This window comes from Aquisalimonas asiatica (assembly GCF_900110585.1).
Taxonomy (GTDB): domain Bacteria; phylum Pseudomonadota; class Gammaproteobacteria; order Nitrococcales; family Aquisalimonadaceae; genus Aquisalimonas; species Aquisalimonas asiatica.
Genome location: NZ_FOEG01000006.1, coordinates 66,726 through 86,533 on the forward strand (window position 1 = coordinate 66,726; position 19,808 = coordinate 86,533).

The following is a 19,808-nucleotide window of genomic DNA, read 5'->3' on the forward strand; positions in this document are numbered from 1 at the left end:
TTCAGGCGGTGGCCGCCGCCGTCATGTCCTTGCGGATGATCTCGCTGGCCAGGGCCATGTAAGCCAGCGATCCGCGGGAGTACCGGTCGTACTGGATCGCGGAAAGCCCGTGACTGGGCGCTTCCGCGAGCCGAATGTTCCGCGGAATCAGCGTGCTGTAGACCTGCTTCGGGAAATGCTGCATGAGCTGCGCCCCGACCTGGTTGGCGAGATTGTTACGGGGATCGAACATAGTCCGCAACAGCCCCTGGATTACCAGCTCGTTGTTGGCCTGCTGCTGCACGCGACGAATGGTGTCCAGCAGCGCGGTCAGCCCCTCCAGCGCGTAGTATTCGCACTGGATCGGGATCAGTACACCGTGCGCCGCGACCAGTGCGTTGACGGTGAGAATGTTCAGCGATGGCGGACAGTCGATCAGGATGTAATCGAAGTCATCCCGTACCCGCGCAAGCTGGCGGCGAAGGTGCTGCTCCCGCCCTTCGGAGTCCATCAGGCGGACCTCGGCGGCGGTGAGATCGCCGTTACCGGGGACGACCTGAAAGCTGCCTTCCGGCGCATCGATGAGCGCTTCGCGCACGGAGCGCTCGTCCATCAGCACATGGTAGCCGCTGACATCCACGCCGTTGCGGTCGATACCGGAGCCAACGGTGGCATTCCCCTGGGGGTCCAGATCGACCAGCAGCACCCGTTGGCGGTTCATGGCCAGCGCGGCCGCCAGGTTCACGCATGTGGTGGTCTTGCCGACCCCGCCCTTCTGGTTGGCGATGGCGATGATTCTACCCATCGGTCTCTCCGCTTGTGGCTTCCTGGCGGCGGATACGGACGACACAGCGCGCGGCATCCACTCCCGGCACCTCCAGCGTTTCGACGTCGTAACCCCAGCCCGGCGGCATCGCCGCCGTCTCGCTGTCACCGTCGAAGCGCCCCTTCATCGCCAGGATCAGGCCGCCCGGTGCGACGAGCCGGCCTGCACCCTGGACCAGTTGATCCAGTCGCGCGAATGCGCGTGCGATTACCGTGTCAAAAACGCAATCCGTGGACCAGCGTTCAATCCGGTCCTGCACCACGGTCACCTGTTGCAGATCCAGCTCCAGCGCCGCCTGACGCAGGAAACGCGTCTTCTTGCCATTGGTGTCCAGCAGGGTGACCTGAAGCTCCGGCCGGCACAGCGCCAGCGGGATCCCCGGCAACCCGGCCCCCGAACCCACATCAAGCAGCCGCGACCCTTCAACATAGGGAAGCGTCGCCAGGCTGTCCAGCAGATGCCGCGGCACCATCTCCAGCGGGTCGCGGACGGCGGACAGGTTGAACGCGCGGTTCCAGCGGCTCAACAGGGCCAGGTAGTCCACCAGGCCGTCCACGGGGGGCGCGCTCGGCAACGCCAGGCGGTCAATGCCGTCGACCACGGCGCGCGTGACCGCCGTCCGGGGGAAATCCTGCGTCATGCGCGCTGACGGTGCTGCGCCGGGTCATCGCCGCGGCGCAGGTGCACCAGCAGCAGGGACACCGCGGCGGGCGTGACGCCCTGGATGCGGGAGGCCTGACCAATGGTGGTCGGGCGATGATCAATCAGTTTCTGCCGCACCTCACTGGAGAGACCGGCGACGGCGTTGAAATCGACACCGTCCGGTATGGTCAGGTGTTCGAAACGCTGCGCGCGGTCGATCTCGTCACGCTGACGGTCCAGATAGCCGGCGTACTTCGCCTGAATCTCGATCTGCTCGGCCACCGCCGGGTCGGCCACGCCGGCATCTCCGGTCAGGGCCGTCAGCCCTGCATAGTCCACCTCCGGCCGACGCAGAATGGCGTCGAGATGCTGTTCACGCTTCAGCGGGCCGCCGAGCACACGCTGCGCGACGGCCGGGTCGACATCGGCCGGCCGCAGCAGGGTGGTGGCCAGTCGCTGCTGCTCGGCGGCGATGGCGTCGCGCTTGCGCTGGAAGGCATCCCAGCGCTGGTCATCCACAAGCCCCAGATCCCGGCCTGCCGGGGTCAGCCGGAGGTCGGCGTTGTCCTCTCGCAGCAGCAGGCGATACTCCGCCCGGCTGGTGAACATGCGGTAGGGCTCCTGGGTCCCGCGGGTGATCAGGTCGTCGATGAGTACGCCGATGTAGGCCTCGTCACGGCCGGGTGTCCACGGCGCTTCCTGGCGCACGGCGCGGGCGGCATTCAACCCGGCCACCAGGCCCTGGGCTGCAGCCTCCTCATAGCCGGTGGTGCCGTTGATCTGGCCGGCGAAGTAGAGCCCGCCCACGTAGCGGGTTTCCAGGCTGGGGCGCAGGTCCCGCGGGTCGAAATAGTCGTATTCGATGGCGTAGCCCGGCCGCGTGATATGCGCATTCTCCAGACCGACACAGGAGCGAACCAGCGCAAGCTGCACATCGAACGGCAGGCTCGTGGAGATGCCGTTGGGGTAGACCTCGTGCGTGTCCAGACCCTCTGGCTCCAGAAAGATCTGATGGGATGTCTTGTCGGCAAAGCGCACCACCTTGTCTTCCACCGAGGGGCAGTAACGCGGACCCACACCATCGATCTCGCCCGAGTACATGGGCGAGCGGTGAAGGGCGCCACGGATCAGCTCATGGGTCGCTTCGTTGGTGTGGGTGATCCAGCAACTGACCTGTTGCGGATGCTCGTCCCGGGACCCCATGAACGACGCCACCGGGGCCGGATCGTCCCCGGGCTGCTCGGACAGACGCGAGTAGTCGATGGTCTTGCCGTCGAGCCGCGGCGGTGTGCCGGTCTTCAGACGGCCGACACGGAACGGGCGCGCGCGCAGCTTCTGCGCCAGCGCATTGGCCGGCGGATCGCCGGCGCGGCCACCCTGGAAATTCTCCTGCCCGATGTGAATCTGCCCGCCGAGAAAGGTTCCCACGGTGAGCACCACGGCGGGAGCGTGGAAGCGCAAGCCCATCTGGGTCACCACGCCGTGGACGCACTCGCCGTCCATCAGCAGATCGTCCACACCCTGCTGGAAGACGGTAAGCCCGGGCTGGTTCTCCACCGCTTCACGGACGGCCGCCTTGTAAAGGGCACGGTCAGCCTGGGCCCGGGTGGCCCGCACAGCCGGCCCCTTGCGGGCATTGAGGGTGCGGAACTGAATGCCCGCGCGGTCGGTGGCGCGGGCCATGACACCACCCAGCGCATCCACTTCGCGCATCAGATGGCCCTTGCCGATGCCGCCGATCGCGGGATTGCAGCTCATCTGGCCAATGGTTTCGATGTTGTGGGTGAGCAGCAGCGTGCGCGCACCGGTGCGCGCCGAGGCGAGCGCCGCCTCGGTGCCGGCGTGACCACCGCCAACCACGATCACGTCGAAACGATCCGGATAATCCAAAGCTGCGACCTCCCGGCCAGACAATCAGTTACGAAGAACACGGTAGTGTAGCAGGCTGTCCGGACCCGGTCCCAGTGCGCGGGCTCCGGATCCGGTTCCACGTGGAACGCCGTGGCTGGCTACTTGCCGATGCAGAAGGTGGAGAAGATCTCGCCCAGCAAATCTTCCGTGGTGAACGCGCCGGTGATCTCGCCCAGCGCATCCTGCGCGCGACGCAGATCGTCGGCCACCAGCTCCCCCGCCCCCAGGCCCAGCTGCTGGTTCGCCGCAGCCAGGGCCGTGTCCGCCCGGGCGAGTGCATCCAGGTGGCGCCGGCGGGCAATGAAACCGCTCTCCGTTGCGGCGTAACCCATGGCGTCCTTGAGGTGCTGGCGCAGCGCCGGCAGGCCCGCGCCGGTCATGGCGCTCAGGGTGACGGTGTCATGGTCACCGGCCCGATCCACTCCGGGCTCCGAGCCGCTCAGATCGGCCTTGTTGCGCACCACGGTAACCGGCAGCCCCGTTGCCAGTCGGGCAAGAATGTCCCGTTCAGGTGCCCCGACACCATCCCGGTCATCCACGACCAGCAACAGACGGTCGGCCGCGTCGATGGCCTGCCAGGCCCGGCGAATCCCCTCCTGTTCCACCGGCTCGTCGCTGTCCCGAAGCCCGGCCGTGTCAATGACATGAAGGGGCATGCCGTCGATCTGGATATGCTCGCGCAGAACATCCCGGGTGGTGCCGGCGATATCGGTGACGATTGCCGCACTGTCGCCCGCAAGGGCGTTCAGGAGACTGGACTTCCCCGCATTGGGCCGGCCGGCGATCACCACGGTCATGCCATCCCGCAGCACCCGGCCCTGTCCTGCAGCGGCACGGACTGCGTCCAGATCGGCACGGACCCGCTGCAGGCGCGCGGCGACCTCCCCATCCCCCAGAAAATCGATCTCCTCGTCCGGGAAGTCGATGGCGGATTCCACGTACACACGCAGTTCGACAAGGGCATCGGTGAGCGTATGAACCCGCGACGAGAAGGCGCCCTGCAACGAGGCCATGGCCGCCTTCGCCCCCGCCTCGGAGCCTGCGGCGATGAGGTCCGCCACGGCTTCCGCCTGGGTCAGGTCCAGACGGCCATTGAGAAAGGCGCGTTCCGAGAACTCCCCTGGACGGGCAAGGCGGGCACCCAGGGCTGTCAGACGCCGGAGTAGCCGGTCCATGACCACGGGTCCACCATGGCCCTGGAACTCGACCACGTCCTCGCCGGTAAACGAACCCGGGCCGGGAAACCACAGCACCAGGCCCTCGTCCAATGCATCACCGCCATCGCCACGGAACGGCCGGAAAACGACCTGCCGGGGCTCGGGTAACGTACCGGCAACAGCCTCAAGCAGATCCCGCGCAGCCGGCCCGGAGACCCGCACCACGCCGACGCCCCCCTGTCCGGGGGGCGTGGCGACGGCGCAGATGGTCTCGGTATGCACGGCGTCTACCGCGGATCTACTCGCTTTCGCCGCGTTCGATCCGGCGCGTGATGAACCACTGCTGCGCGATGGAGAGCACGTTGTTCGCCACCCAGTAAAGCACCAGCCCGGCCGGGAAGAACATGAAGAACACGGTGAACACCACGGGCAGCGCCATCATGATCTTCTGCTGGATCGGGTCCAGCGGTGCCGGGTTGAGCTTCTGCTGCAGCAGCATGCTGGCACCCATGAGCAGCGGCAGCACGAAGTAGGGATCCGGGCTCGACAGATCATTGATCCAGAGGATGAACGGCGCATGCCGGAGCTCCACACTTTCGAGCAGCACCCAGTACAGGGCGATGAACACCGGTATCTGTACAAGGATCGGCAGACAGCCGCCGAGCGGATTGATCTTCTCCTCCTTGTACATCTTCATCATGGCCTGGTTCAGGGCCTGACGGTCGTCCCCGTACCGCTCCTTGAGCTGCTGCATACGCGGCTGCAGCTTGCGCATGCGCGCCATGGAGCGATAGCTGGTTTCCGACAGCTTGTAGAACACCAGTTTGATACCCAGCGTCAGAATGACGATCGCCCAACCCCAGTTGCCGACAACCCCGTGAATCCATGACAGGGCGATGAACAGGGGCTTGGAGATGATCGTCAGCCAGCCGTAGTCGACGGTGAGATCAAGCCCCTCGGCGACTTCGGCGAGCCGTTCCTGCTCCTTGGGACCAACCCAGAGCTTGTGCTCGAATGTCCCCGACGAACCGGCCTCAATGGTCTTGCGCGGCGACGACAGCCCGAGCAGGTACTGATTGTCGTCCAGCGAGCGGGTGTAGTACGTGTGCCGCTCGTCCCGCGGCGGAATCCATGCACCCACGAAGTAATGCTGGAGCATGGCTGCGTAGCCGTTGGTGAGGTCCCGGGACAGATCGCTGCTGCGCATGTCGGAGAAGGAGATCTTGTCGTAGCGCTCCTCCTCGCCGTGGACCACACCCCCGGTGTAGGTGTAGATGAACCAGGAGGTGCCGTCGTCGATCTCGCCGCTGCGCAGTTGCGCGTACTGGAACGGTGCCCAGTCGGCGTCCGAGGCGTTCTCCACTTCATGGCGGACGTCGATGACGTAACTGTCCCTGGAGAAGATGTAGCGACGGGTGACCCGCACGCCGTCCTCGTTCTCCCAGACCATGGGGACCTCGAGGGTGTCCTCGTCCTCCCCGAGCTCGAACTCCGTGGACTCGACGGAGAATTCACTCCGCGGTCCCGGGCCGTCACCCTCTCGCGGCAACAGTCCGATCTGGGCGATGAAGAGCTCGTCGAGCCGATCGCTCATGAGCCGGAGCGGCTCTTCCCCGTCGATGGTCTTGAAGTGCTGGAGGAGATCCACCTGACGGATGTCGCCGCCCCTGGTGCTCAGCTCCACGTCCAGCTTGTCGGTGCGCACGCGCACGGTATCGCCGCGCTCGAGCCGCTCACCGGATGCGGTGGCCGGCGTTGCGTCATCCTGGGCGGAGGGCTGGTCCTCCGGGGCCTCGTCGGCGGGGGACTCCGGATCGGCCGGCTCGGCCGGCGCATCGGCGGGGGCTTCCGCTTCCTCTTCGGTCACCGTCTCTTCCGGCACACCGGCGCCGTAATCTTCCTGCCAGGCTGTCCAGATCAGGACGAGCACCAGGCCGAGGGCAAAGAACTGAAGTATCCGTTGCGTATCCATCGAGTCTCAGTCTTTCGCACGTGGTTCGGGAACGGGGTCAACCCCACCGGGATGCCAGGGATGACATTTGAGCAGGCGCCTGACAGCAAGCCAGGTCCCCCGCAGGACACCATGGCTGTTGACAGCCTCGATGGCGTACTGCGAACAGGACGGGTGGAACCGGCAACACGGACCGAACAGCGGACTGATGATCAGCTGGTAGAGCCGGAGGATGCGTGTGACGACTGTTCGCATCGTTTCACCAATCGCTGCCAGAGATTCGCCAGCGCACCGTGAAGATCAACCCTGCTGGCGTGTCGGGCTGCGGGCCGGGCCATCAGCACCACGTCAACCGGTGGCAGCGAGGCGCGTTGATGGCGAAAGGAGTCCCGCGCGATTCGTTTTATTCTGTTCCGGTCCACCGCGCGCGACGCGGCCTTGCGTCCTACTGCCAGCCCCAGGCGCGCGGTCGACCGATCCGACACCCTGAAAAGAACAGTGAAATACCGGTCGGACACGCGATCCGCGCCGGCGAACACCCTTCCGAAATCGTGCGGCGTCAACAGACGCGCCGCGCGCGGGAATGCCAGCCGGTAGTCGCCCATCCGGTGGCGATTCAGGGGGTCAGCCGGGCACGACCCTTGGCACGACGAGCCTTGATCACCTGCCGGCCATTCTTGGTGGCCATGCGGGCGCGAAAACCGTGTGTCCGCTTGCGCTTGATAACGCTGGGCTGATAGGTGCGCTTCATGATTCAGTTCCGTTTTCTGGTGGCGTACCGGATGAATGGATACGGCGGAAATGGAGCCGGCGAATTTACCGCCGTCACCGGCCCGTGTCAACGAAAGCCGCGCGCAAGCCCTCGGTCGGCGGGGCATTCCCGCAACAGCGCCGACCACTCCGTTCGGGTTGTGGATAGACAGGGGCTGTGGGTATAGACTTCGGAGATTCATGAAGACGGCCGGTGTCAGTCGGCATAAGGGCGCTGCCCTCGACGCAACCGCGCGGAATCGATCACGTCTTTGCACTGCCTCTCGCGACACACGGCTGACATGTGGCCGGCAGGACCGGGAGGGAGTCACGATTCCAGAATCTTACTCGACATCAAGACTGCCTGAATCTTACTCGACATCAAGACTGCCTGTTATTGGGGGCCACTCGTGGGCAACTCAGCGTGGAATTATTGTCTCTCGCGGCTGGAAGGCGAGATTCCCGAGCAACAACTGAACACCTGGATCCGCCCCCTGCAGGCCGTGGAGGAACAGGGGCAACTGCGTCTGCTGGCGCCGAACCGGTTCGTCATGGACTGGGTTCGCGATCACTTCCTGGACCGGATCCGGAGCCTGATCACCGCTCCGGACGGTCCCGGCCTGAACGCGGTGGTGCTGGAGATCGGCAGCCAGGCGGCGCCGGCAGTAAAGACGAACAGCCGCACCGCCAGTCAGCCGCAGCAGGAGCAGGCACGCACGCCCGCCAGCAGCAACATCAACCCGAAGTTCACTTTCGACACCTTTGTCGAGGGCAAGTCAAACCAGCTGGCGCGGGCCGCATGCACGCAGGTGGCCGGTAACCCCGGTGCCGCGTACAACCCCTTGTTTCTCTACGGTGGTGTCGGCCTGGGGAAAACACACCTGATGCATGCCGTGGGCAATCTCATCCTCCGCGACCGGCCCGGGGCAAAAGTTCTGTATCTCCACTCCGAGCGCTTTGTCGGAGATATGGTGAAAGCGTTGCAGCACAATGCCATCAATGAGTTCAAGCGGCATTACCGGGGCGCCGACGCGTTGCTGATCGACGACATTCAGTTCTTCGCGCGCAAGGAGCGGTCCCAGGAAGAGTTCTTCCATACCTTCAACGCGCTGCTGGAGGGCCAGCAGCAGGTGGTGCTCACATGCGACCGCTACCCCAAGGAAGTGGACGGGCTGGAGGAACGCCTGAAATCCCGTTTCGGTTGGGGGCTGACCGTCGCCATCGAGCCGCCCGAGCTGGAGACCCGCGTCGCCATTCTCATGAGCAAGGCCAGCCAGGACGGCGTTGATCTGCCCGATGAGGTGGCCTTCTTCATCGCCAAACGCATCTGGTCGAACATTCGCGAGCTGGAAGGGGCGCTGAAGCGCGTCGTCGCCAACGCCCAGTTCACCGGCCAGGCCATCACACTGGATTTCACCAAGGAAGCGCTCAAGGACCTGCTGGCGCTCCAGGACAAGCTCGTCACCGTGGAGAACATCCAGAAGACCGTCGCCGAATACTACAAGATCCGCGTCGCGGATCTCCTGTCGAAGCGGCGCAGCCGGTCCATCACCCGCCCCCGGCAGGTCGCCATGGCGCTGGCGAAAGAGCTCACCAGCCACAGCCTGCCGGAGATCGGTGACGCGTTCGGTGGGCGCGATCACACCACGGTGCTGCATGCTTGCCGTAAGGTCGAGGAACTGCGCCAGGGTGACAGCCGCGTCGACGAGGACTTTGGAAACCTGTTGAGAACCCTGACCACTTGATGTGGATAACCCATGGATAACTTTCAGCCGCAAATCACGGGCCGATTTATCCACAGGTTGTCTTCAGGCTGTACGGTGATATGTACATGCATCCATACAGCAGTGGCGGGCGAGCAAGTCACTGACTTGCAGTGTGATTACCAGGTTGCCCACAATCCGGGGCAGTTGTAATAACAACAACAGGTTCTTTAGGTAAAGAAAAGATAGTAATGATAACCAGGTGGACACTGACATGAAGATCAAGCTCCAACGCGAAGCGCTCCTGCGACCGCTACAGTCAGTCATCGGCGTCGTTGAGCGCAGACAAACCCTTCCGGTTCTGGGCAACGTTCTCCTGGTTGCTGATGAACAAGGCATCGCCTTGACCGCCACGGACCTGGAGGTGGAACTGGTCGCCAGGACCAGCACCGGTGTGGAAGAGCCCGGACAGATCACCCTCCCCGCCAGGAAACTGATGGACATCATGCGCAACCTCCCGGAAGGTGCCGAGGTGTCCATGAGCCTGGACGGCGACCGGGCCGTGATCACCGCGGAGCGCAGCCGGTTCACCCTGGCGACCTTGCCGGCCACGGAGTTTCCGACCGTGGAGGACATTGGCGAGACCCGCCCGCTGCTGCTGCCTCAACCGGAACTGCGTCGGTTGATCGAGAAGACGCACTTCTCCATGGCACTGCAGGATGTGCGCTACTACCTCAACGGGTTGCTTCTCGAGCTGGAGCCGGGGCGTCTGCGGGCCGTGGCGACGGACGGTCACCGCCTGGCGCTGGGAGAGCTCGAGGGTGACGTGGCGGCGGAGGAACCCTCCCAGGTCATCGTGCCGCGCAAGGGCGTACAGGAGCTGCTGCGACTGCTGGATGACACGGACGAACAGGTTCGGGTGGAACTCGGCGGCAATCACATCCGGGTCACGCTTCCTGAGCTGCGATTCACGTCGAAACTCATCGATGGGCGGTTCCCCGATTACCAGCGGGTTATCCCCACCGTGGAGGATCGGATCATGCAGACCGACCGGGAGCCGCTCCGGCAGGCTCTTGTCAGGGCGTCCATCCTGTCCAACGAGAAGTATCGCGGTGTGCGGTTCATGCTGGAAGCCGAGCAGCTGCGAATCCAGTCCAACAACCCCGAACAGGAACAGGCCGACGAGGAACTCGGGGTGGACTACCAGGCCGAAGGGATGGAGATCGGTTTCAACGCCAGTTACCTGCTGGATGCATTGAATGCAATCGACGGGGACCGGATCCAGATGGGGCTGGTGGATTCCAACAGCAGTACGGTGGTTGAAGATCCCGACGATGGTCGGTACCGGTACGTTGTCATGCCCATGCGCCTGTAGCGTCCAGAGCATCGGTGGCAATCGCGAGCCTGACAGTCTCCGGCGTGCGGAACCTCGCCGATGCGACCCTCGAATGTGACCCGCGGTGCAATGTCATTGCCGGGGCCAATGCGGCGGGCAAGACCAGTGTGCTCGAGGCGATACACGTACTTGCCCGGGCCAGGAGTTTTCGTACGGCGCGACTGGACCAGGTCCGGCGTGACGGGACAGCGGAGTTGCTGGTGCGCGGCGATGTGCAAGTGGGCACCGGCGCACACAGGCTCGGTGTTGCGCGGGGGGAAAGCGGCACACGGGTCCGGATCGATGGTGCCGACGCGCGCGGACTGTCCGAACTGGCGCGCTGGCTGCCGGTGCAGGTCATCAACACGGAAAGTCAGCGGCTGCTACAGGATGGCCCGTCCGCGAGGCGGAGTTACCTGAACTGGTCGGCGTTCCACGTGGAACATGGTTATCACGAGGCGTGGCGCCGTTATGATCGGGCGCTGCGACAGCGTAACGCCGCGTTGCGCGAGGGTGATAGCCGAACGGCACGTGCGCTCGAGGGTGAGCTGGTGTCTGCGGCCGGCGCTGTCGATACGCTCCGCTCCGGAGTGCTGGCCGAGCTTCAGCCCCATCTCGATGTCTATCTCCAGCGCTGGTTACCGGAGACGCCCGTGCAGATCGTGTATCGCCGGGGGTGGTCGCAGTCCAGGACCCTGGCGGACACACTGGCCGACCAGCACGAGTCGGAGTTGAACATGGGGTATACCCTCTCGGGTCCGCATCGCGCGGATCTTCAATTGCGGGTCCACGGAATGGATGCGCAGCATCGACTGTCCAGGGGGCAGCAGAAAGTCCTAGTGGTTGCCATGCTGCTGGCTCAGGCGTCGGTGATTGCGACCCAGGGCGGCGTTCAGCCCGTGCTGCTGGTCGATGATCTCCCGGCGGAGCTTGATGTGGAGTACCGTGCAGCGGTGCTTCAGGCCATCGAAGAGAGTCAGGGGCAGGTCTTTTTCACGGCGATCGAGACCGAAGCGCTGGCGGTGTCCGCGGGACGGCTGTTCCACGTGGAACAGGGCACACTGCAGGAAATGATATAATGCCGGCACACAGCAAAAGGGAACCGTCATGAGCACCAATCCCAGTTATGATTCCGGAAGCATCAAGGTCCTGCGAGGGCTGGATGCTGTCCGTAAACGTCCGGGCATGTACATCGGGGACACGGACGATGGCACCGGCCTCCACCACATGGTGTTCGAGGTGGTGGACAACTCCATCGATGAGGCCCTGGCCGGTCACTGTTCCACCATCAGCGTGCAGATTCACACGGACAACTCGGTGACGGTGACCGATGACGGGCGCGGGATCCCGGTGGACACCCACACGGAGGAAGGCCGCTCCGCCGCCGAAGTGATCATGACGGTCCTCCACGCCGGCGGGAAGTTCGACAACAACAGCTACAAGGTCTCGGGCGGTCTTCACGGCGTCGGTGTCTCCGTGGTTAACGCCTTGTCGGAGAACCTGCAGCTCACCATCAAGAAGAACGGGCAGATTCATCTGCAGGAGTTCCAGCTTGGTGAACCGGTCGCGCCCCTGAAGGTCATCGGCGAAACCGACGAGTCAGGCACCCAGATTACATTCCGCCCCAGTGCCGAGATCTTCACGAATATCGATTTCCATTTCGACCTCCTGGCAAAACGGTTCCGCGAGCTGTCGTTCCTGAATCCGGGGATCCGTATCGAGCTGCGCGATGAGCGTACCGAGAAGTCGGATGTATTCCAGTACGACGGCGGCATCCGTGCCTTTGTTGAGCATCTCAACAAGAACAAGAACCCCCTGCACAAGGACGTCATCCACATCACCGCCTGGCGCGGCGATCTGGGGGTGGACGTCGCGCTGCAGTGGAATGATTCCTACCAGGAGAATATCTTCTGCTTCACCAACAACATCCCCCAGCGGGATGGTGGCACGCACATGGCCGGGTTCCGGGGCGCACTGACGCGAACGCTGAATCAGTACCTGGAGCGTGAAGGTTTTCTCAAGAAGGTGAAGACAACCCCCACCGGTGATGACGCGCGAGAGGGGTTGACGGCCGTTGTGTCCGTAAAGGTGCCGGACCCGAAGTTCTCTTCCCAGACCAAGGACAAACTGGTGTCGTCCGAGGTCAAGACGGCCGTGGAGTCGGTCATGGCCGAGAGCCTCAGCGAGTTCCTGTCGGAGCATCCGAACGAGGCCAAGGCCATCGCGGAGAAAGTCGTTGATGCGTCGCGGGCGCGTGAGGCGGCGCGCAAGGCGCGGGAGATGACGCGGCGCAAGGGCGCGCTGGACGTCGCCGGGCTACCCGGAAAGCTCGCGGACTGCCAGGAGCGTGACCCGTCCCAGTCCGAGCTCTATCTGGTCGAGGGTGACTCGGCGGGCGGCTCGGCCAAGCAGGGTCGGGATCGTCGCACCCAGGCGATTCTTCCCCTGAAAGGCAAGATCCTGAACGTGGAAAAGGCCCGTTTCGACAAGATGCTCTCCTCCGCGGAAGTGGGCACGCTCATTACCGCACTGGGATGCGGGATCGGCCGGGAGGATTTCGACCCGGACAAGCTCCGTTACCACCGCATCATCATCATGACCGATGCGGATGTGGACGGTTCGCATATTCGCACGCTGCTGCTGACGTTTTTCTATCGCCAGATGCTGACCCTGGTGGAGCGGGGCCACGTCTACATCGCTCAGCCGCCGCTCTACAAGGTCAAACGGGGCAAGCAGGAACATTACGTCAAGGACGAAGCCGAGCTCACGGAGTACTTGCTGCAGCTCGCGCTGAACAACGCCGTGCTTTATCCCGGGGGGGATCAGGCTCCGATTCGGGAGCAGGGTCTGGAAAGTCTTGCCCGCCAGTATCTTCGTGTCATGGATATCATCACGCACATGGCCCGCACCCGTGATGGTGAGTTTCTGGAGGCGTTGCTGGACGCCGAGGTGATCGGGGAGCCGGATTTCGCAGATGCAGCGCGCATGCAGCGCTGGTTCCAGGGCGTCATTGATCAGCTCAACGAGCACCAACCCCAGGGGACCCGCTACCAGGTCACGGTGACCGCCGGCACTGACGGTGGTTTCCAGGAAGCGGTCGTCTCAAAGCGTCGGCACGGTATCCGTCATGACTACCGCTTTACCCCGGAGTTCTTCCTGACACCGGAATACCGGGCCATTGGTGAACTTGCCAAGGTTCTGGACGAGTTGCTCGCGGAGGACGCTTACATCCAGCGTGGCGAGCGGACGCAGCCCGTGGAGACGCTTCGTGACGTGGTCGAGTGGCTCCTTGAAGAGTCCAAGCGTGGGCAGAATATTCAGCGTTACAAGGGCCTTGGCGAGATGAATCCGGAGCAGCTGTGGGAGACGACCATGAATCCCGACAGCCGGCGGCTGCTACAGGTCCGTATTGAAGACGCGGTGGCGGCTGACGAGGTCTTTACCACGTTGATGGGGGATCACGTTGAACCCCGGCGGGACTTCATCGAGCGTAACGCGCTGGCCGCCACCAACCTGGACATCTGACGGGGCGCTAGGCCAGGTAGCGGTCACGTCCCCATCACCGTTCTCTGCGGGTGATTGCGCCCTGTGCTGGCTGTCACCCGCAGTCATTCCCCTGGATGTTCCACGTGGAACACGCTCCCTCACCTGCCACCCGTGCTCGCCCCAGCCGACGGTGCAGGCTCCTCGTAGACCTGGCTGAGCTCCCGGGTGTTCGACTCGATCCACTCCCGGATCTCGTCCAGAAACGCATCTGCCGACGGAGCTGTTGTCGGTTGCATTGGTTTGCCGATGCGCACGCGGATGACGCCGGGATACTTCAGCAGCGAATTCCGGGGCCACGATTCCCCTGCATTGTGCGCCACAGGCACTACGGGCGTTCCCGTCTCCCAGGCCAGCACCGCACCGCCACGGCGGTACTGCCCGCTATAACCCGCCGGAATACGGGTCCCCTCCGGGTAGACGATGATCCAGCGGCCATCCGCCAGGCGGGCCCGCCCCTGGTCGAGCATCTGCTGCATGGCCTCCTTGCGGGCCGAACGGTCGATGGCGATGGGCGACAGCATGCCCAGAGCCCAACCCACCATGGGCACCTTGAGCAGCTCCTTCTTCAGAACCCATGTCTGGGGATTGAACCAGTACTGGGGTGCCAGCGTTTCCCAGGCTGACTGGTGCTTGCACATGACCACGCACGGCTTCTCGGGAATGTTCTCCTCGCCCTCGATCTCGTAGCGGATGCCGCAGGCAACGCGGGTCCACCAGAGCAAGCCGAAGCTCCATTGCAGGAAGAACCAGTAGCGGCGGTAGTAGGGAAGGAACAGCGCAATGATGATGCCGATGGTGCCAAAGAACAGCGTCCACACCATTGCCCCGATGAGCCAGAGCGCTGACCGCGGTATGGCGCGGATCTTCTCGCCGGTGGTTCGCTGCAACAACGGGGGATGGTGTTTATCGACCACAGTGTTCTCCTCACGTGTCCCGATGATCGGGTGTTCTAGTCGTCGTTCAGCAGCCGTGTCACCACGGCCATCAGATCGTTCTCGATCCAGTCCGGTAGCCCGGCACCGTCGGCGATTGTCCGTGCCCCCTTTCCGGTTCGCACCAGCACCGGCGTCGCGCCGGCCGCCCGCGCCGCGTCCATGTCCCGGCGGCTGTCACCGACGAAGGGTACGCCCTGGAGCGGGAAGGACAGCGCCGCTGCAGCCTGGATCAACAGGCCGGGCTTCGGCTTTCTGCATGAACAGTCTGCCTCGGGTGGATGGGGGCAGTAAAAGAACCCGTCCACATGGCCGCCGAGCGGGGCGAGTTGGCGCTGCAACTCGGCGTGGATGGCGTTGACGGTGGCGTCCGTGAAAAGACCGCGACCAACCCCGGACTGGTTGGTACAGACCGCGATCACCCACCCGGCCCGGGATAACCGCGCCATGGCTTCAAGACTCCCGGGCAGGGGGTGCCACTCGTCAACCGACTTGATGTAGGCGTCCGAGTCGGCGTTGATAACGCCGTCCCGATCGAGCATGATCGCCCGCCGCGCCATGGCGAGATCTACCCGGCCGGCAATCGCGACAGGTCCGCGACCCGCCCGAACAGCGCATTCAGGCGTGCGAGCAGTGCCAGCCGGTTGCGCCGCACGGCGTCGTCCTCGGCCATGACCATGACGCCATCAAAGAACGCATCCACGGGATCCCTGACCGTCGCCAGACGTTGCAAGGCGCTGCGATAGTCACCACGGGACGACAAATCGTCCACTTCGACAATCAGTGGTTCGAGCACCTCGGCGAGCTGTTGCTCTTCCGCCATCTGCAGCAGTTGGTTGTCCACGGCTTCCGGCGGTGCACCGTCCAGTTTCCGCAGTATATTGCGGACCCGCTTGTTGGCGGCCGCCAGGCTGTCCGCCTCGTCCAGCTTCAGAAACTCGGCGCAGGCCTGCAGACGACGGTGAAAATCCACCGGATCGTCGATGCCCAGGGCGTCGACGGCGTCGAACAGCTCGGCGCCAATGCCCTGCTCCTGGTAGTACCGTTTGAGCCGCTCCAGGCAGAACGAGCGCACGGTCTCCACCTGCTTCTCGCCTTGCAGTCCGGCCGGCAATTGCGCTGCGGCCCGCGTGAGCAGTTCGTGCAGGGACAGTGGGCGCTCCCGCTCGATGAGGATGCGTACCAGCCCCAACCCGGCCCGCCGCAATGCGAACGGATCCTTGTCGCCGGTGGGGCCCTGGCCGATGGCGAAGATCCCCGCCAGAGTGTCCGCCCGGTCGGCCACGGCCAGTACCTGTCCGATGGCACCTGCCGGCGTGACATCACCCGCAAAGCGGGGCTGATACTGCTCCTCCATGGCTGCAGCCACGGCGGGGTCTTCACCGTCGTGGGTGGCGTAATAGCGCCCCATGGTCCCCTGGAGTTCCGGGAATTCGTCGACCATCTCGGTGACCAGGTCACACTTGCCGATCATCGCGGCGCGTTCGGCCAGATCCGGGTCGGCGCCAAAGGCCGGTGCGATGGTCCGTGCCAGCGCGGCGACCCGGCGCTGCTTGTCATGCAGGGTGCCGAGCTTGTCCTGGAAAACGATGTTGTGCAGGTCATCCACCCGATCCGCCAGGGAGCGACGGCGGTCCTGCTGCCAGAAGAATTCGGCGTCGGCGAGGCGCGGTCGAATGACCCGCTCGTTGCCCCTGACCACCTCTCCCGGGTCGCGGCTCTCGAGGTTGGCGACCATGACGAAGCGGGGCAGCAATCGACCGGTGTTGTCGGTGACCGGAAAATACTTCTGGTGCCCTTGCATGCTGGAGATCAGGGCCTCTGCCGGGACATCCAGGAAGCGGTCGTCGAAACCGCCCACCATGACCACCGGCCATTCGACCAGGGCGGCGACTTCGTCCAGGAGCCCGTCGTCGGCCAGGATGTCCCCGCCCAGGTCCTTTGCCGCGGCACGGGCCTGCTCCTCAATGCGCGTGCGTCGGGCGTCCAGATCGGCGATGACCCAGCCGTCCTGCTCCAGGCGATGTGCGTACTCACCGGCGTTTGCCAGCTCGATGACATCGGGGGCGTGGAAGCGGTGGCCGCGGGTGTCGCGCCCGGTCCGGGTCTCCAGCAGCGTCATGGGCACCACGTCTTCGCCGTACAGCGCCACACTCCAGTGGACGGGTCGGACGAAGGTGGCCGAGCCCGCCCCCCAGCGCATGCGTTTGGGAATCGGCAGCGCGTCCAGGGCGGCCTGGACGATGTCCGGCAGCAGCGCGACCGTGTCAGCGCCCTCCTGGGTGCCGCGGTACATCAGCCACTCGCCCTTTTTCGTGCTCTCGGTTGCCAGATCGGCCACGGCAACGCCGCAGGAGCGCGCAAACCCTTCCGCGGCCTTGGTGGGGTTGCCGTCGGTGTCGAATGCGGCGGCCACGGCCGGCCCCTTGCGCTCCACTGTCTGGTCCGGCTGGCGGTCCGCCAGCCGCGTCACCTGAACGGCAAGCCGTCTCGGGCTGGCGAAGGAGCGCATGTTATCGAAGCCGATCCCGGCCTCCTCCAGTCCAGCGGAAACGCCTCGGGCGAAGGCATCCCGCAGGGACCGCAGTGCCGTGGGCGGCAGCTCTTCCGTGCCGATTTCGATCAGCAGGTCCTTGAACTCAGCCATGGGCCACCTCCTGACGGTCGGCGCACATGGGGAAGCCCAGTGACTCCCGGCGCTCGTAGTACAGCTTTGCCACTGCGCGCGCCAGCGTGCGCACACGGAGAATGTAGCGCTGGCGCTCGGTTACGGAGATTGCATGGCGTGCGTCCAGGAGGTTGAACGTGTGCGACGCCTTCAGGCACTGCTCGTAAGCCGGCAGCGGCAGGCCCAGCTCCACCAGCCGCATGCTCTCTTTCTCGCACTGTTCGAACCAGGCGAAGTGCGCCTCCACGTCCGCATGCTCGAAGTTGTACGCCGACTGCTCCACCTCGTTCTGGTGATAGACATCACCGTAGGTGACCGGCCCCTGCGGCCCGTGAGTCCACACCAGGTCGTAGACGCTCTCGCACGCCTGCAGGTACATGGCGATCCGTTCCAGGCCATAGGTGATCTCCCCCATGACCGGGTGGCAGTCCAGGCCACCCACCTGCTGGAAATAGGTGAACTGGCTGATTTCCATGCCGTTGAGCCAGACTTCCCAGCCCAGGCCCCAGGCGCCCAGTGTCGGCGATTCCCAGTTGTCCTCGACAAAGCGCACGTCGTGCACCAGGGGATCCAGGCCCACGTGCCGGAGCGACCCGAGGTAGAGCTCCTGGAACTCGGCCGGTGAGGGCTTCATGACCACCTGGAACTGGTAGTAGTGCTGCAGCCGGTTCGGGTTCTCGCCGTAGCGCCCGTCCGTTGGCCGGCGCGATGGCTGGACGTAAGCCGCATTCCACGGTTCGGGCCCGATGGCGCGCAGACAGGTGGCGGGGTGGAATGTCCCGGCGCCTACCTCCATGTCGAGCGGCTGGAGGACGATGCAGCCCTGCATCGCCCAGTAATCCTGCAACGCCTGGATCAGGCCCTGGAAAGTGTCCACGGCCCTCGCCGTCGTCTGCCCCTGCTGCGCCACGCTGCCCCCTGCGGTCTGCCTGTGGAAAAGTCCGTGCCGCCTTGCGCCTCCGGGACGCCCGGCCGGCTGTGGAGTATACCCTTTCGGTCTTCCGCGGGAGAAGGCGCACGCCGTGTGGCCCATGTTATTCTGTTCGATTTGCAACAGCTTTCGTACGGACGCGCCATGAGTCAACGCCAACCCCGCGCCGTCGCCCTGATCTCTGGCGGCCTCGATTCCATGCTCGCCGCACGGGCCATCCTCGACCAGGGGGTGCACGTGGAGGGCCTGAATTTCTATACCGGCTTCTGCGTGGAAGGCCACACCCATGCGGTCAGGGACAAGGACCGTGCCCGCCCCAAGCGCAACAATGCCCTGTGGGTGGCGGAGCAGCTGGGGATCAAGCTCCACATCATCGACACCGTGGAGGAGTACAAGGATGTGGTCATCAATCCGCGTCACGGTTACGGGCAGTTCATGAATCCCTGTCTCGACTGCAAGGGCTTCATGGTGGGCAAGGCCCGGCAATGGATGGAAGCGAACGAGTTCGACTTCATCATCACCGGCGAGGTCATCGGCCAGCGCCCGAAATCCCAGCTCAAGCGCACCATGCCGGTGATCGCCCAGGAATCCGGCGCCAATGACCGGCTTCTGCGCCCACTGTGCGCACGCCTGCTGGAGCCGACGTTGCCGGAGCGTGAAGGCTGGGTGGACCGCGAGCAGCTGTTCGACTGGAGCGGCCGCTCCCGCAAGCCGCAGATGGAACTGGCGGAGCGGTTCGGCCTTGACGATTATGCACAGCCCGCCGGCGGCTGCTGTTTTCTCACCGATCCGAGCTACTCGCGGAAGCTGCAGGACCTGTGGAAGGCCCGCGGCGAGCGCCGCTATGAACTCGACGACATCATGCTCCTGAAAATGGGGCGGCACCTGCGCCCGCGCCCGCACTTCAAGCTGATCGTCTCCCGGGAAGATGGTGAGAATCGCTTCATGCACGGCTATCGACGGCAGTTCACCCATCTGGTGCCGACCAGTCATGGTGGCCCGCTGGCGTTACTGGATGGAGAGGCCGGTGCCGACGATCTGGAGCTGGCGGCGCGCCTGGTGGCCCGTTTCAGTCAGGGGCGCGATGCCGAGCGCGTTCGCGTTGCCGTCACCGAAAAGGGCGGCGAGCCGCGCGAACTGGATGTCACCCCCATGGCGGCCGACGACGTGCCCCGGGAGTGGTACGTTGGCTGAGCCGCTCGTGGTGGACGCCCGCGGACTGTTGTGCCCCATGCCGGTGATCCGCGTGCAGGATGCCATCGCCAGCGCAACGCCCGGCACCGAGGTCCACCTGTTGGCAACGGATCCCGGCGTACAGGCCGACGTACCGGCCTGGTGCCGTGTGCACGGCCACCGGGTGGAAGCCGTCCGCGAAGAGGATGATACGCTCCGGGTCTGTATTCGCGTGGCGGAATGATGCCCCGAGTGTGCACCAGT

The 19,808-nt window shown here is 64.5% G+C and carries 18 protein-coding genes; 6 read left to right on the plus strand and 12 right to left on the minus strand.

Going from position 1 to position 19,808, the window contains the following annotated elements; all coding sequences use genetic code 11:
- Position 1: 1 nt before the first annotated feature.
- The 8 genes from BMZ02_RS13250 to rpmH form a co-directional block, all read right to left on the minus strand.
- A complete protein-coding gene (locus BMZ02_RS13250; RefSeq protein WP_091644763.1) occupies positions 2 to 784 on the minus strand; it encodes a ParA family protein in 783 nt (260 codons plus the stop codon).
- Positions 777 to 1,445, minus strand: coding sequence for a 16S rRNA (guanine(527)-N(7))-methyltransferase RsmG (gene rsmG / locus BMZ02_RS13255; RefSeq protein WP_091644765.1), 669 nt, complete (start codon positions 1,443 to 1,445; stop codon positions 777 to 779). The genes BMZ02_RS13250 and rsmG overlap by 8 nt, the downstream gene beginning before the upstream one ends.
- On the minus strand, positions 1,442 to 3,337 hold the full coding sequence (gene mnmG, locus BMZ02_RS13260; protein WP_091644766.1) for a tRNA uridine-5-carboxymethylaminomethyl(34) synthesis enzyme MnmG: 1,896 nt from the start codon (positions 3,335 to 3,337) through the stop codon (positions 1,442 to 1,444). Before mnmG ends, rsmG begins: the two co-directional genes overlap by 4 nt.
- A gap of 119 nt (positions 3,338 to 3,456) precedes the next feature.
- The gene (gene mnmE, locus BMZ02_RS13265; RefSeq protein ID WP_091644768.1) at positions 3,457 to 4,797 is read right to left on the minus strand and encodes a tRNA uridine-5-carboxymethylaminomethyl(34) synthesis GTPase MnmE; all 1,341 of its coding nucleotides are present in this window, start codon (positions 4,795 to 4,797) and stop codon (positions 3,457 to 3,459) included.
- A 16-nt stretch (positions 4,798 to 4,813) separates the two neighbouring features.
- Positions 4,814 to 6,487, minus strand: coding sequence for a membrane protein insertase YidC (gene yidC, locus BMZ02_RS13270; protein ID WP_091644770.1), 1,674 nt, complete (start codon positions 6,485 to 6,487; stop codon positions 4,814 to 4,816).
- Between the two features lie 6 nt (positions 6,488 to 6,493).
- Entirely contained in the window at positions 6,494 to 6,721 is a 228-nt protein-coding gene (gene yidD, locus BMZ02_RS13275; RefSeq protein WP_091644771.1) for a membrane protein insertion efficiency factor YidD, read from the minus strand.
- Positions 6,679 to 7,071: a ribonuclease P protein component gene (gene rnpA / locus BMZ02_RS13280; protein WP_091644773.1), complete on the minus strand. Its 393-nt coding sequence runs from the start codon at positions 7,069 to 7,071 to the stop codon at positions 6,679 to 6,681. The genes yidD and rnpA overlap by 43 nt, the downstream gene beginning before the upstream one ends.
- Positions 7,072 to 7,082: 11 nt before the next feature.
- The gene (gene rpmH / locus BMZ02_RS13285) at positions 7,083 to 7,217 is read right to left on the minus strand and encodes a 50S ribosomal protein L34 (protein ID WP_091644774.1); all 135 of its coding nucleotides are present in this window, start codon (positions 7,215 to 7,217) and stop codon (positions 7,083 to 7,085) included.
- Positions 7,218 to 7,626: 409 nt separating this feature from the next.
- On the opposite strand from rpmH, the gene dnaA reads away from it, so the two are divergent.
- From dnaA to gyrB, 4 genes are all read left to right on the plus strand, one after another.
- Positions 7,627 to 8,961, plus strand: coding sequence for a chromosomal replication initiator protein DnaA (dnaA, locus tag BMZ02_RS13290; protein ID WP_091644776.1), 1,335 nt, complete (start codon positions 7,627 to 7,629; stop codon positions 8,959 to 8,961).
- Positions 8,962 to 9,193: 232 nt separating this feature from the next.
- On the plus strand, positions 9,194 to 10,294 hold the full coding sequence (gene dnaN, locus BMZ02_RS13295) for a DNA polymerase III subunit beta (RefSeq protein ID WP_091644778.1): 1,101 nt from the start codon (positions 9,194 to 9,196) through the stop codon (positions 10,292 to 10,294).
- A gap of 14 nt (positions 10,295 to 10,308) precedes the next feature.
- The gene (gene recF / locus BMZ02_RS13300) at positions 10,309 to 11,373 is read left to right on the plus strand and encodes a DNA replication/repair protein RecF (RefSeq protein ID WP_091644780.1); all 1,065 of its coding nucleotides are present in this window, start codon (positions 10,309 to 10,311) and stop codon (positions 11,371 to 11,373) included.
- 28 nt (positions 11,374 to 11,401) lie between these two features.
- On the plus strand, positions 11,402 to 13,819 hold the full coding sequence (gene gyrB, locus BMZ02_RS13305; RefSeq protein WP_091644782.1) for a DNA topoisomerase (ATP-hydrolyzing) subunit B: 2,418 nt from the start codon (positions 11,402 to 11,404) through the stop codon (positions 13,817 to 13,819).
- A 119-nt stretch (positions 13,820 to 13,938) separates the two neighbouring features.
- Here the strand turns inward: gyrB and BMZ02_RS13310 are convergent, their stop codons facing one another.
- From BMZ02_RS13310 to glyQ, 4 genes are read right to left on the minus strand one after another with little or no spacing between them, the layout of a single operon-like run.
- Positions 13,939 to 14,754, minus strand: a complete 816-nt coding sequence (locus BMZ02_RS13310; RefSeq protein ID WP_139209214.1) for a lysophospholipid acyltransferase family protein — start codon at positions 14,752 to 14,754, stop codon at positions 13,939 to 13,941.
- A gap of 35 nt (positions 14,755 to 14,789) precedes the next feature.
- Positions 14,790 to 15,332 carry a D-glycero-beta-D-manno-heptose 1,7-bisphosphate 7-phosphatase gene (gene gmhB, locus BMZ02_RS13315; RefSeq protein WP_091644786.1) on the minus strand — a complete coding sequence of 181 codons (543 nt, stop codon included), beginning with the start codon at positions 15,330 to 15,332 and terminating at the stop codon, positions 14,790 to 14,792.
- Between the two features lie 8 nt (positions 15,333 to 15,340).
- Positions 15,341 to 17,419 carry a glycine--tRNA ligase subunit beta gene (glyS, locus tag BMZ02_RS13320; RefSeq protein WP_091644788.1) on the minus strand — a complete coding sequence of 693 codons (2,079 nt, stop codon included), beginning with the start codon at positions 17,417 to 17,419 and terminating at the stop codon, positions 15,341 to 15,343.
- Positions 17,412 to 18,350 (minus strand): glycine--tRNA ligase subunit alpha, encoded by a 939-nt coding sequence (glyQ, locus tag BMZ02_RS13325; RefSeq protein ID WP_281244342.1) that lies wholly within the window; start codon positions 18,348 to 18,350, stop codon positions 17,412 to 17,414. Before glyQ ends, glyS begins: the two co-directional genes overlap by 8 nt.
- A gap of 165 nt (positions 18,351 to 18,515) precedes the next feature.
- Between glyQ and BMZ02_RS13330 the strand changes: the two genes are divergently transcribed.
- Together BMZ02_RS13330 and BMZ02_RS13335 are read left to right on the plus strand one after the other, a co-directional pair.
- The gene (locus BMZ02_RS13330; protein ID WP_091644791.1) at positions 18,516 to 19,565 is read left to right on the plus strand and encodes a tRNA (5-methylaminomethyl-2-thiouridylate)-methyltransferase; all 1,050 of its coding nucleotides are present in this window, start codon (positions 18,516 to 18,518) and stop codon (positions 19,563 to 19,565) included.
- Positions 19,558 to 19,788, plus strand: coding sequence for a sulfurtransferase TusA family protein (locus BMZ02_RS13335; protein WP_245754040.1), 231 nt, complete (start codon positions 19,558 to 19,560; stop codon positions 19,786 to 19,788). Before BMZ02_RS13330 ends, BMZ02_RS13335 begins: the two co-directional genes overlap by 8 nt.
- Positions 19,789 to 19,808: the final 20 nt, after the last annotated feature.